The sequence below is a fragment of the Amphritea atlantica genome (assembly GCA_024397875.1).
Classification (GTDB): Bacteria; Pseudomonadota; Gammaproteobacteria; order Pseudomonadales; family Balneatricaceae; genus Amphritea; species Amphritea atlantica_B.
The window spans coordinates 1,962,275-1,974,331 of the sequence record CP073344.1 but is presented as its reverse complement, the minus strand read 5'-3'; the positions used below and the strand labels follow the sequence as shown (position 1 = coordinate 1,974,331).

Below are 12,057 nucleotides of genomic sequence, written 5' to 3'. Positions count from 1 at the left end.
ATGAATCTTGATAAAGCGAGAAAGCGTATCGAAAAGCATGTGAAGAAGGGTGAGCGAGGATATCCGCTGATCGCACTATGCTATTCCGGGGAGACCGCTGACTGTGCCACACAGGTAGCTATTCAGTTTATTGCTGAAGAAGGGGCTGAGCCTCAGGAGCAGACATTTACTGCTAAAACTGATGTCAGAAAGGATGAGGTTATCCAGACAACCGTGTTGAAAATTATTGAACGGGCGGAGGCAAACATGGTTACTGAAACAGAGTCTGTTGCTGTTATATAGCAGGCTCTGAGTTCGACGTCGAAACGACCCCGCAAGCCGGCCTCGCAGGCTATGAAAAGGATGGATCAATATGACAGGAATCTATCTGCAGCCAACGCTGACAGGAACCATGATAACCCTCCGGCCGCTGCTGGCGGAGGATTTTGATGCATTGTATGAAGCTGCATCGGACCCCGTCATCTGGGCGATGCATCCGGACTCGCTTCGTTACGAACGCGATATTTTTGAGCAGCGTTTTTTTAACGGGGCGATTAGCAGTGGTGGTGCGCTGGCCGTTATTGATAACAATACTGCCAGGATGATCGGTTCATCCCGCTACTATGACTGGAACCCCGAGTTGCGCGAAATTGCGATAGGTTTCACTTTTCTGGAGCAGGCCTGTTGGGGGAAAGGCGTTAACACCGAGATGAAAGCGCTGATGCTGAATCATATTTTCACCTATGCTGATAGTGTCTGGTTTCATGTTGCTGCAGAGAACCTCCGGTCGATCAGGGCGGTTGAAAAACTTGGCGCAACCTATTCGCATAAAGAGGGCCGGGCAGTAGAAGATAAGCCCTTTGTGCAGCTATATTACAAACTGACACAGCCAGCTTATCGCGCGGTATGTGGTTTATAAAAATTCAAATAGATTAATAGAAGACAGTCAGGGTGAACAGTATGACCTATCCAATCGAGGGTTCCTGCCAGTGTGGTGGGGTAAAGTATCGGCTTTTAAAAGAGCCCATGATGGTGGTTGCTTGCCATTGTAAAGAGTGTCAGAAACTCTCAACCAGCGCGTTCAGTATCACGGCGATGGTGAATGCCTCTGATGTCGAATTTGAAGGTGAAATGGCAGAATGGAGCCGCTTAGCGGATAGTGGAAATACCAGCGCTGCTAAGTTTTGTCCTACCTGCGGTAACCGCATCTATCATTTTAATCCTGCTGAGCCTGACAAAATTAAGCTCAAGCCATCCAATCTTTCCGATACCAGTATTATCAAACCTGCTGCGCATGTCTGGGTCAGTGAAAAACAGGACTGGTTCACCATACCGGAAGGCGTGAAGGTGTTTGATAAGCAGCCATAAATCGTCTCAGACTGGCAGAGACTGAATCAGGCAGTAAACACGACCTGAAGATGTAAGGGGGAAGGGGTAAAAATAGTTCAGGGATACGTCAGGCACATTCGGGAATTGTATGAGTCATAACCATAACCATAGCCATCAGGTCGGCGATTACAACCGCGCCTTTGCGATTGGTATCGCCCTTAATCTCATATTTGTTGTAATTGAAACGATCTATGGTGTGTTGTCTGACTCGCTTGCACTGATTGCCGACGCAGGGCACAACCTGAGTGATGTATTCAGTCTGCTGCTTGCCTGGGGGGCAAGTTATCTTGCTAAAAAAGCCGCCACCGAAAAACGGACCTATGGTTTGCGTAAAGCTACCGTCATGGCTTCTCTGGGCAGTGCGATACTTTTACTGATTGCGCTGGGCGGTATCGCCTGGGAAGCGGTTAATCGTGTTTCAGACCTGGCGCCAGTAGAGGGGATGACGGTGATAGTTGTCGCTGCTATCGGTGTTGTTATCAATACGCTGACCGCTCTGCTGTTTGTCAGCGGCCAGAAGAACGATCTGAATATCAAGGGCGCCTTCCTGCATATGGCCGCCGATGCAGTGGTCTCGCTCGGCGTAGTCGTTGCAGGTCTGTTTATTCTGTTTAAAGGCTGGTTATGGATCGATCCGGTGATCAGTCTGGTTATCGTAGTAGTCATTCTGATCGGGACATTGGGGTTACTGAAAGATTCTCTGAACTACGCCCTGGATGCGGTGCCGGACAGTATCGATATCCCTGAACTGAGGCAATATTTTATCGGTCTGGAGTCAGTGGAGCGTATCCATGATCTGCATGTCTGGCCGCTGAGTACTACTGAAATAGCGCTAACAGTTCATCTGGTTGTTAACGATACTGAGCTGGATAACCAGTTTCTGCGCAATCAGCAGCAGTACCTTCATGATCATTTTGGTATTGCGCATTCTACTCTCCAGATAGAGTCGTCCCGGGATCTACAGAACTGCATGCTGGATAATTGGAAGTTGCATAAGGGGCCATGAATATTACCGTTAAACCGAAGAGTAGATAGTGTTCAGCTGGGTATCGACAATCTGGCTTGCCGGGGTGAGTGTCAGACGCTGCCAGGGTACAAAACCAAAATACCAGCAATGCCATAGGCCTGACGAAGCCTGTGGATTTTGATTTAGCAGATTTTCCAGAGTGAGAATTTCGCCTAACCGAACCCCGACCGCGTCTTTGTATACCAGATAAACAAGCTTGGAGCAGAACAGACGATCTGAGTCGAAGTCGAACCCTGGGTGATAAAGCGTACCAATATGCTCGCAGGTTAGTTGTTTAAGTTTTTCAACCTGCTCAGTGGTTATCGGTTGCTTTAGGCGGCGCACCATAACCTGCCCGTTCCGGGTGCGCTGAAGGAATTTTCTTAAGGGAGTTTTGCAGACGAAAGGGACTTTGCTTTCTACCACGACCCACTGATTGTTTTCTTTAATGACAAACCCGACGTGAGAGCACCAGCTACCGGTTTCTCGTGCAACCTGTCGACATATTAAGAGGTCGATTGATGAGAAGATAAGATCTCCTTCCTTCAGCAGGCTGCTGACCTGACGTTCAAGCTGAACTGTGTTCATCTGTTTCATTTCCCCATCCTTTGATAACAGCTTTATGAGCTGTTGCTTAAACAGTACAAAAGACTGTATTCAGTTGCGGGTCATTGATCTGGCTGGCCGGGGTGAGTGTCTGACGTTTCCAGGGAATAAAGCCTAAGAACCAGCAGCGCCAGAATCTGACTGATGCCTGTGGGTTTTCCTGCAGAAGTTGTTCCAGGGTTTGTGTTTTACCCAGCTTAATACCGAGGGCATCTTGATAAACCAGGTGGACAAACTTAGAGCAGAACTGACGTTTAGAATCGAAATCGAATCCCAGGTGGTAGAGTGTGGTCGGAAGGCTGGCCGATAAGTTTTCTGCAGACTGCTTCAGTTGCCCGATCTCTGAAGGAGATAGCGGCTGCTTCAGGCGGCGCACCATCACTTCGCCGTTACAGGTTCGGCTGAGAAATTTGCGCAACGGGGTTTTGCTGACAAAAGGAACTTTACTCTCTACTACCAGCCATTGATTGTCTTCTTTAATGGCAAAACCTACATGGGAACACCAGCTGCCAGTACCTTTGGCAACCTGCTTATAGAGAAAAGCGTCGATAGAGATAAACAGAATATCGCCTTCCTGAAGCGTGGCAGACATTTGTTGCTCAAGGCGGTTAAGGTGGGTGTGTTTCATCTTCAGCTCCGGTGTTATGCAGTTCGATGGAGCTGATTCTGTGAGATTCCGGGCGTGTTATGAATCTGAAGCTAAAAAGTATTAAATACTAATACTTAACGGCGCAGATATGCGGTTGTCCGGGTGTTACTGCCGCTGTAAATAGCAAAAAAGCCGGTACCTTTCAGCACCGGCCCTGCATAAGTCTGATTATTTCCGTTGAATCGACGCGCTATTGTGTGAGTGTTTCACTCAATGCCCGGATATGATCCGGACCAATACCGCAGCAGCCGCCAATTAACTCAGCACCGAGCGCCTGCCACTGTTGCGCCCATTGCAGATAGGTTACAGGTGTCAGGTCGGCACGCAGCTCATCAAGGCCGTCATTTGCAGTGGCATTTTTAGGCTGAGGCGGGAATGCATTTGCATAGGCGCCAATTTTAATTGCTTTGGCATAGTGAGCCAGTTCCTGTTTGGTCACCTCAATCGCTTTGGCAATGATCTCCGGCTGGCTGCAGTTAAACAGGATTGCATCAACGCCAGCCTCAGCCATCGATTGAACCGCCGCACTGACGGTTTCACCGGAACGCAGCAGTGGCTGCTCGGTGGTTTCAGCGTCTTCAAGCGTGAAGGATACCCAGAACGGTTTGCGATCCGTATCGATGCGGTCGACCAGTGCTTTGATCGCCAGGGGTTCTGCAATCAGGCTTTGGGTTTCATTGAGCCAGAGATCAATATGGGGGTTAAGCGCTGTGATCAGCGGGACAGCAATCTCTTCGACCCGTTCGGGTTGATACAGATCGGCACGGTAGGAGCCAAACAGAGGCGCCACCGATCCGGCAACCAGCACATGATCCCTACCGGTTTCATTAATGGCTTCACGGGCGACGGTTGCCGCCTGTTCTGCCAGTGCTGCACCGCGTTCTTTAAAACAGTCTTCACCGATATGAAAAGGTACCAGCGCATAGCTGTTGGTGGTGATGATCTCAGAGCCCGCATCAATGTAGGCCTTGTGCACCTCTTTGACAATGTCGGGGGCTTCCATCATTGCCAGTGCTGACCACTCTGGTTGCTTAAAAGGTGCGCCCCGACGCTCAAGCTCTCTGCCCATTCCACCATCAAGTATCGTGACTTTTCTCATAGCACTTTTATCCAGTTAATTCAGAATTGGCGCAATTCTATCCTCACGGGAAAAGGATTCAAACAGGATTGGCCAGATTCACCCTGAATAATGCCAATTAGTTAATAGCCATTAAAAAAACAGACCCTAAGCCCCGGATAAGATGGCTACTCGACGCGTTGACTTTTGGCTATATTGGTTCTGCTGTTGGTGCACGCCGTTCATGGTGCCATTTTTATTTATTATATGAGTCGTATAAATGAAACACAGATCCATTGGGAGTGAGTTTGATAAAGCAGGTGCAGGCACAAAAACTGTGTGGGGCGGTGAGCAGGTTAACCATCCGTATAATGCGACCCAAGTCCCAATAGTGGCGAGCGCTGCGCATAGTTATGATGATGTTGATCACTGGTATAACGTAGCCCTCGGCGATGCGTCAGGGTTTATCTATAGCCGTATGGGTAACCCGACAGTCGAAGCGCTGGAAGCAAAACTCTGTGCCCTTGAGGATGCGCAATCTGCTGTTGCGTTCAGTAGTGGCATGGCAGCTATTAGTAGCGTGCTATATACCTTTTTATCTAATGGCAAAAGAGTGGTTTCGACGAAGGACAGCTACGGTGGAACCAACAAAATCTTTGAAGAATTTCTGCCCCGAATGGGGGTAAGCGTTTATCTTTGTGAGACCGCGGATCATGAAGCGATCGAGCGGGAGATCGTCCGAGGCTGTGATGTTCTTTATCTTGAAACACCCACTAATCCAACCCTGAAAATCATTGATATCAAGCGACTTGTGAAAGCTGCACAATCAGTTGGCGCGCTGGTGATCGCGGATAATACCTTCGCTACACCGCTGAATCAGCAGCCGTTATCGCTGGGCGTGGATCTGGTGGTTCACAGTGCGACTAAGTTTCTCAGCGGACACGGTGATGTGCTGGGCGGTCTCGTGTGCGGCCGGGAGGCGCTCATTAGTCAGGTGCGGCATTACCGGGAAATTAACGGTGCAACACTGGACCCGTTTGCGGCTTATATGATCATCCGGGGAATCAAAACCCTGGCGCTGCGAATACGTCAGCAGCAGGCCAGTGCACAGATGATCGCTGAGTTTCTGCTCACCGAACCGTTAGTCGCATCGGTCAACTATCCGGGTTTACCAGAACATCCCAACCATCCAATTGCCTGTGAGCAGATGACGGGCTTTGGTGCCATTGTCAGCTTTGTTGTTCATGGTGGCATGGACACGGTCAAGGTGTTACTGCCGCAGCTACAGTATGCGCATTGTGCCGGTAACCTGGGAGCCGTTGAAACTATCTATGGGCCGGCAAGAACCACCAGCCATGTTGAAAATACACTGGAGGAGCGGTTAGCGCTGGGTATATCGGAAGGGCTGGTGCGCATCTCCGTCGGGATTGAAGAAACCGATGATCTGCTGAATGACCTGAAACAGGCATTTGCCGCAGTAAGGCGCCAGCAACAAGGCTGATATATTCCAACTATCGATTCTCTGTCTGGTTAGATTTTATCCTGATCGACGGGTGCGAAAGCGGCGGAAAGTCGTTAAGATAGCGCGCTTTTTAGAAGCGCCGTCAGTGCAATGATCAGTCAGTTAATTATCAATACGTTAAACATGAGAGATCTGAAAATGAAAAAAATGATAGCGGCGGCCGCAGTGATATTCGCGGCAGGGACCGGTAGTGCATCTGCCACGGACCTGTGGGAACAATCGGCCTTGAATCAAGTGTTACAGCGCGGCGAATTGCAGGTATGTCTGGAAGCGGGTTATATGCCGTTCGATATGCGTAATAAGAAGGGTGACATTGTTGGCTTTGATGTTGATATCGCTAAAACTATGGCCAAGGCGATGGATGTCAAACTGGATCTGCGTAACACCGCCTGGGATGGCATCATTCCTGCGCTACTGACCGGTAAGTGTGACCTTATCATCTCTGGTATGACAATTAACCCTGAGCGTAACCTGAAAGTGAACTTTACCGACCCCTACATTGTAGTCGGTCAGACTATTTTGCTCAGCCCTGCGCTGAAGGATAAAGTTAAAAGCTATAAAGACCTGAATGATGAAAAGTACCGCATTACCACCAAGTTGGGAGCGACCTCTGACTACGCCACCAAAAAATATATGAGTAAAGCCAAGCTGAATCTGTTTGAAACTGAATCAGAGGCTGCGCTGGAAGTGATTAACGGAAATGCAGATGCCTTTATTTATGATCTGCCATACAACGCCATCTATTCATCACAGAATGTTGGTAAGGTGATCCATCTGGATCAATCATTTACCTATGAACCGCTGGGCATGGCCGTGCGTAAAGGTGATCCGGACTTTCTTAACTTCCTGAATAACTACCTGGCTCAGATTAAAGGCGATGGTACCTACGACAAACTCTACAATAAATGGTTTGTCAGTGACGCCTGGATTAAAACCGTTCAGTAAGCAGGCTCTTTTTACCCGGCGGGGGCGCAGAGATGTGTCACCCGCATACTCTCCGAAAAATGTTGGTGCGACACTTTATTCTGCCAACTAACCTAGTCGTTATCGTTAGTAATTATAAATGAGGCATCGCTCTGTAATGCAAACGCAATCTAACCAGCTTTTTTGGAAAGCGGTTTTTATTCTGATTATGCTTGGTTTAGGCGTTGGCATCTATGTGTCCAGTAAGTCCATCGATTATACCTGGCGGTGGGAGCGTATTCCCCAGTATCTAATCAGTATGGAACCGCTGGAGATTCGTGCCCCGTTTGATGGCAGTGTCTCCCAGGCGGATACGAAGCACCAACGCATTACCGTTGAATCGGATTATGGTGATGATCCTTTTATTGTTGAAAAATTCGATGATCTGAACGTCAGTGAAGGTGATACTGTATTTGAAGGCGATATCATAGCCCGGCAGGAACACTGGAATCTGGGGCCGCTCTCATGGGGGCTGATCATGACCCTCAAACTGTCTGTAGTCTCTTTGGTCTTTGCAATGCTTATCGGCCTGTTTGCAGGGCTGGCACGTATTTCATCCAACCCTGCACTGCGTTACCTGTCAGTCACGTATATCGAGTTGATTCGTGGCACACCTTTGCTGGTACAGATTTTTATTTTCTATTTCTTTATCGGTACCGTTCTGGATCTGGACCGGTTTACTGCTGGGGTTGCCGCGCTGGCGGTGTTTACCGGTGCTTATATTGCTGAGATTGTGCGCTCCGGTATTCAGTCGATTAATCCAGGGCAGATGGAAGCTGCCCGCAGCCTGGGCATGAACTATGTGCAGGCGATGATCTACGTGATTTTGCCTCAGGCATTCAAGCGCACACTGCCGCCAATGGCGGGACAGTTTATCAACCTGATAAAAGACTCCTCGCTGGTGTCCGTTATCTCTATAACCGATCTGACTAAAGCGGGACGTGAAGTTGTCAGTTCAACTTTCGCTCCATTTGAAGTCTGGTTTGCTGTCGCGTTGTTATATCTGGTGCTGACAGGAGGACTGTCATGGGCAATTCAAAAGCTGGAAAAGAGGTTGTCTGCCAGTGACTAATATAAGCAATGAAAACATAATTATCGCCACCGATGTCGACAAGATCTATCCCAATGGCTGTCATGCGCTTAAAAAAGTATCACTGAAGGTGGAGAAAGGTGAGGTAGTGGTGATTATTGGCCCGAGTGGTTCGGGTAAGTCCACTTTTCTGCGCACCCTGAATCAACTGGAAACCATTTCCGGTGGTTCGATTGTGGTGGATGGTTTTGATCTGACCAGTAAGCATACCAATATCAACCGGGTGCGTGAAAAGGTCGGCATGGTATTTCAGTCGTTTAATCTGTTCCCGCATAAGACTGCTCTGGGTAATGTGATGCTGTCGCCCCTCAAGGTTCAGAAAAAAACTCAGCCGCTCGCCGAAAAGGAGGGTAAGGATCTGCTGTATAAGGTCGGTCTGGCCGATCGCATGGATAACTATCCTTCTCATCTGTCGGGTGGTCAGCAGCAGCGCGTCGCGATCGCCCGGGCGTTGGCGATGATGCCGGATATTATGCTGTTTGATGAACCCACCAGCGCGCTTGATCCGGAAATGGTGGGTGAGGTTCTCGATGTCATGAAGAGCCTTGCCGCAGATGGCATGACCATGGTAGTAGTAACCCATGAAATGGGCTTTGCCCGGGAGGTAGCGGATCGCGTGGTGTTTATGGAAGAGGGAGAGCTGGTGTTCGAGGAACAGCCAGAACGCTTCTTTAACTCCGCTAATGCACGCTTGCAGCGCTTTCTGGGTCAGGTTCTCTGATAGCTTATCAGCTGATAAAGCTCTGTTCTGATCAGCAGTGACGATCCGGGCAGAGGTATTTAGGATCTGGCAATGAATCACAAGGCGTTACCTCCGTTAAACTGGCTCTGTACCTTTGAAGCGTCTGCCCGACGTTTGAACTTTACCCATGCCGCTCAGGAGCTCTGCCTGACCCAGGGTGCTGTCAGCCAGCAGATGCGTTTGCTGGAAGATCATCTGGGGGTAACGCTGTTTAAGCGCCTGCCCCGGGGGCTGAGTCTCACCGAAGAGGGACAGTCCTATCTGCCGGTGGTGCAGGATGCTATCTCGCGGCTGGCAGCAGGTACCAGTGAACTGTTTAGTCAGAGTGATAATCCACCCATTAAAATTCGCGGTAGTTTGTCATTTTTCATCCACTGGCTCGCCCCCCGGCTGGCTGACTTCAAAGCGCGCCACCCACATATTGATATTCGTTATATCAGTAATCTCTGGGTCAAAGACATTGATGATGAAGATGATCTCGAAATTCGCTGGGGCAATGGCCGCTGGCCCGGTCTGACAAGCAGCAGGCTGACCTGGGATGAGTTGTTTCCGGTCTGCTCACCGGCGTTAGTTGCCCGCTCCCCGATAACCACAACAGCTGACCTCGCCGCTCATACCCTGTTACATGTCATGGGTTATGAAGAGGGCTGGGGCTATTGGCTATCAATGGTCGGAGAAGACCGGGTAAATCCCTCCCGGGGGATGCAGTTTGATACCCTGTTGGCATCGTTACGTATCGCCGAGTTGGGTCAGGGTGTCGCGCTGGGCCGCTCTTCGATAGTGGAAGATCTGTTGCAGGAGGGACGATTAATCGCCCCTCTGAGCCAGCGGGTTGAAGCCGGGGAGTCATTCTATCTGGTACGTCGTTCGGGTATTGACCTTTCCCCCGACCCCGAACTTTTTTCTACCTGGCTAATTGAAGAGGCTATCCGGCCGATCAATACGCCGATCCCGGATCTCCAATAATTGCTTCTTTTATTCTGAGAATAGCTCGAAGATCAGGTTTCGAAACCAGATGTTGCCCGTGTCCTGATGGAAGCGACGGTGCCAGAAGGTGTTTATCTGTGCCGGTGGAATATCAACCGGATGAGGTCGAATTACCAGCCCCAACTTGTCTGCAGTTTGCAGTGCCAGTTTTTCCGTGACAGTGGCAATCAGGTCCGTTTCAGCAACGATGTATGGAGCGGAGATAAAATGGGGCAGTTTGAGTCTTGATATCCGATTGACGCCGCTACGCACCAGAATTTTTTCTACTTTTCCATGTCCCGTGTCCTGAGCATCGATGATGATCTGCTCTGCCTGAGAGAAACGTTCCAGCGTCAGTTCTCCCTCAGCCATAGGATGATTTTTGCGCATCAGACAGACATAGTCCTGATCAAACAAACGACGTTGATAAAAACCCGCTTCCAGCTGAGGTATTAAGCCGATAGCCAGATCGACGCTACCTGTCTCTAAATCCTCTTTGAGTGAACGCCCGGTGTCTCTTACAGTACTGATTGAGATGTTCGGTGCATGTACAGAAAGATAAGCCATTAACGTGGGGAGCATATAGATCTCACCCAGGTCGGTCATGCTGACGCAGAAGGATCGGTCACTTGAAAGGGGGTCAAAGCGTTCCTGATAATTAATGCCGTCCTGCAGTGTGCTTAGCGCATAGCCTATTGATTCCGCAATATTATCTGCAAAAGGGGTTGGGCGCATCCCACGGGCGGTGCGTTCAAAAAGCTCATCTCCAAGAGCAACGCGCAGTCTGGCTAGTGCATTACTGATAGCTGGCTGGGTTAGTCCCAGTTGCTCTGCCACCAGGCCGGTCTTGCGTTCCCGATACATTAATTGAAAAACAATCAGCAGATTCAGGTCGATATCCTGAAGTCTTATCATAAAAGAGATCTCACTATTATGAATATCATCTATTAACGATATTGTATGTCTGAATATTAGATCGCGCCCTATAGTGTTTGTAAAGCAGCAAAGCTTAACGATAAATAATAACTAAAGAGCAGGGCGCCGATGGATATTCTAGTAAAACCTATTAACAAGGCTATCTCTGTTTCGTCAAATAGCACACTGCTTGATGCCTTTATCACAAACGAAGTGCCAATCTCCTATAGCTGCATGTCAGGCCGCTGTGGTACCTGTCGCTGCAAGGTTGTGGAAGGAGAGGTGACCGGACCTTCTGCGGCTGATGGTCGTCTGGCGAGACAAGGGCAGTTTGTTCTGGCCTGTCAGAGTCATATTGAAAGCGACTGTATTATTGAGATCCCTGAGCCTGATGAGATCATTATCTATCCGACTAAAACATTGAAAGCCACGGTGACCCATTATGAATCACTATCGTTCGATGTCCGTCGGTTACGTTTAAAAACGAATAAACCTTTTGACTACGCGCCCGGACAGTTCGTCAATCTCACCTTCTGGCGCGAGGACGGTACCCGTTCCTATTCCATGGCCGGAGTTCGGAAGGATAACGAGCTGGAATTTCATATCCGGGTGGTTCCGGATGGACGGGTGACCTCCAGGCTTGATGAGACTTTAAAGGTTGGCAGCTCAGTTAAACTCAACGGTCCTCTGGGCGCTTCCTATCTTCGTACTACTCATGAAGGTCCTATGTTGTGTGTTGCCACCGGAACCGGCCTTGCGCCAGTGCTTTCCATTATTCGCGGCGCTCTTGAGTCGGGCATGCCTAACCCTATCCATCTTCTATTTGGCGCACGTACTCAGGCCGACCTATATGGAATCGATTTGCTTGAGCAGTTGAGTAGTGGCTACGAAAACTTTGAATACACACTGACACTGGATCACACCACCGAAAGTAAAGGTTACTTTCGGGGCCTGGTGACCGATGCGATCACGGAACTGTTCCCTGATCTCCGCGACTGGCGTATCTACCTGGCAGGAGCTCCTGCCATGGTTGAAGCTGCTTCTATTGCCTGCACATTGCGTCAGGCCAATATTGAACATATCTATGCGGATGCATTTTACCCAAGTGGAGTTTAGGTAAAAAAAGAGATTTAAGTAGTTGAAAGTAAATATAAAAATAAATCACAGGTGAGA

At 49.2% G+C, this 12,057-nt stretch carries 14 protein-coding genes; 10 read left to right on the top strand and 4 right to left on the bottom strand.

The features are described 5' to 3' along the window. From KDX31_09035 to KDX31_09020, 4 genes are all read left to right on the top strand, one after another. Window positions 1–282 carry a hypothetical protein gene (locus KDX31_09035; GenBank protein UTW05118.1) on the top strand — a complete coding sequence of 94 codons (282 nt, stop codon included), beginning with the start codon at window positions 1–3 and terminating at the stop codon, window positions 280–282. Between the two features lie 70 nt (window positions 283–352). Next, window positions 353–898: a GNAT family N-acetyltransferase gene (locus KDX31_09030; protein ID UTW05117.1), complete on the top strand. Its 546-nt coding sequence runs from the start codon at window positions 353–355 to the stop codon at window positions 896–898. Between the two features lie 41 nt (window positions 899–939). Next, window positions 940–1,347, top strand: a complete 408-nt coding sequence (locus KDX31_09025; protein ID UTW05116.1) for a GFA family protein — start codon at window positions 940–942, stop codon at window positions 1,345–1,347. Window positions 1,348–1,456: 109 nt separating this feature from the next. Next, window positions 1,457–2,374 carry a cation transporter gene (locus tag KDX31_09020; GenBank protein ID UTW05115.1) on the top strand — a complete coding sequence of 306 codons (918 nt, stop codon included), beginning with the start codon at window positions 1,457–1,459 and terminating at the stop codon, window positions 2,372–2,374. Between the two features lie 9 nt (window positions 2,375–2,383). Here the strand turns inward: KDX31_09020 and KDX31_09015 are convergent, their stop codons facing one another. The 3 genes from KDX31_09015 to KDX31_09005 all read right to left on the bottom strand — a co-directional run bounded on the left by KDX31_09015 (window position 2,384) and on the right by KDX31_09005 (window position 4,728). Further along, window positions 2,384–2,962: a hypothetical protein gene (locus KDX31_09015; protein UTW05344.1), complete on the bottom strand. Its 579-nt coding sequence runs from the start codon at window positions 2,960–2,962 to the stop codon at window positions 2,384–2,386. Window positions 2,963–3,008: 46 nt separating this feature from the next. After that, the gene (locus tag KDX31_09010; protein UTW05114.1) at window positions 3,009–3,608 is read right to left on the bottom strand and encodes a hypothetical protein; all 600 of its coding nucleotides are present in this window, start codon (window positions 3,606–3,608) and stop codon (window positions 3,009–3,011) included. A 211-nt stretch (window positions 3,609–3,819) separates the two neighbouring features. Beyond that, entirely contained in the window at window positions 3,820–4,728 is a 909-nt protein-coding gene (locus tag KDX31_09005; protein ID UTW05113.1) for a homocysteine S-methyltransferase family protein, read from the bottom strand. 238 nt (window positions 4,729–4,966) lie between these two features. Between KDX31_09005 and KDX31_09000 the strand changes: the two genes are divergently transcribed. From KDX31_09000 to KDX31_08980, 5 genes are all read left to right on the top strand, one after another. Next, complete coding sequence (locus KDX31_09000; protein ID UTW05112.1) at window positions 4,967–6,187, top strand: cystathionine gamma-synthase family protein; 1,221 nt, start codon at window positions 4,967–4,969, stop codon at window positions 6,185–6,187. A gap of 159 nt (window positions 6,188–6,346) precedes the next feature. Next, window positions 6,347–7,153, top strand: coding sequence for a transporter substrate-binding domain-containing protein (locus KDX31_08995; protein UTW05111.1), 807 nt, complete (start codon window positions 6,347–6,349; stop codon window positions 7,151–7,153). Window positions 7,154–7,289: 136 nt separating this feature from the next. Next, entirely contained in the window at window positions 7,290–8,243 is a 954-nt protein-coding gene (locus tag KDX31_08990) for an amino acid ABC transporter permease (GenBank protein ID UTW05110.1), read from the top strand. Window positions 8,244–8,262: 19 nt separating this feature from the next. Continuing rightward, on the top strand, window positions 8,263–8,982 hold the full coding sequence (locus tag KDX31_08985) for an amino acid ABC transporter ATP-binding protein (GenBank protein ID UTW05343.1): 720 nt from the start codon (window positions 8,263–8,265) through the stop codon (window positions 8,980–8,982). Between the two features lie 72 nt (window positions 8,983–9,054). Further along, the gene (locus KDX31_08980; GenBank protein UTW05109.1) at window positions 9,055–9,969 is read left to right on the top strand and encodes a LysR family transcriptional regulator; all 915 of its coding nucleotides are present in this window, start codon (window positions 9,055–9,057) and stop codon (window positions 9,967–9,969) included. Window positions 9,970–9,978: 9 nt separating this feature from the next. Here KDX31_08980 and KDX31_08975 read toward each other — a convergent pair whose 3' ends face one another. Continuing rightward, entirely contained in the window at window positions 9,979–10,884 is a 906-nt protein-coding gene (locus KDX31_08975; GenBank protein ID UTW05108.1) for a LysR family transcriptional regulator, read from the bottom strand. A 129-nt stretch (window positions 10,885–11,013) separates the two neighbouring features. On the opposite strand from KDX31_08975, the gene KDX31_08970 reads away from it, so the two are divergent. Continuing rightward, a complete protein-coding gene (locus KDX31_08970; GenBank protein ID UTW05107.1) occupies window positions 11,014–12,000 on the top strand; it encodes a 2Fe-2S iron-sulfur cluster binding domain-containing protein in 987 nt (328 codons plus the stop codon). Window positions 12,001–12,057 lie beyond the last annotated feature (57 nt).

Coding starts and splice junctions, on each gene's coding strand:
- KDX31_09035 (UTW05118.1), top strand. CDS start 1: ATGAATCTTGATAAAGCGAGAAAGCGTATCGAAAAGCATGTGAAGAAG.
- KDX31_09020 (UTW05115.1), top strand. CDS start 1,457: ATGAGTCATAACCATAACCATAGCCATCAGGTCGGCGATTACAACCGC.
- KDX31_09030 (UTW05117.1), top strand. CDS start 353: ATGACAGGAATCTATCTGCAGCCAACGCTGACAGGAACCATGATAACC.
- KDX31_09015 (UTW05344.1), bottom strand. CDS start 2,962: ATGAACACAGTTCAGCTTGAACGTCAGGTCAGCAGCCTGCTGAAGGAA.
- KDX31_08975 (UTW05108.1), bottom strand. CDS start 10,884: ATGATAAGACTTCAGGATATCGACCTGAATCTGCTGATTGTTTTTCAA.
- KDX31_08970 (UTW05107.1), top strand. CDS start 11,014: ATGGATATTCTAGTAAAACCTATTAACAAGGCTATCTCTGTTTCGTCA.
- KDX31_09010 (UTW05114.1), bottom strand. CDS start 3,608: ATGAAACACACCCACCTTAACCGCCTTGAGCAACAAATGTCTGCCACG.
- KDX31_08990 (UTW05110.1), top strand. CDS start 7,290: ATGCAAACGCAATCTAACCAGCTTTTTTGGAAAGCGGTTTTTATTCTG.
- KDX31_08980 (UTW05109.1), top strand. CDS start 9,055: ATGAATCACAAGGCGTTACCTCCGTTAAACTGGCTCTGTACCTTTGAA.
- KDX31_09005 (UTW05113.1), bottom strand. CDS start 4,728: ATGAGAAAAGTCACGATACTTGATGGTGGAATGGGCAGAGAGCTTGAG.
- KDX31_09000 (UTW05112.1), top strand. CDS start 4,967: ATGAAACACAGATCCATTGGGAGTGAGTTTGATAAAGCAGGTGCAGGC.
- KDX31_09025 (UTW05116.1), top strand. CDS start 940: ATGACCTATCCAATCGAGGGTTCCTGCCAGTGTGGTGGGGTAAAGTAT.
- KDX31_08995 (UTW05111.1), top strand. CDS start 6,347: ATGAAAAAAATGATAGCGGCGGCCGCAGTGATATTCGCGGCAGGGACC.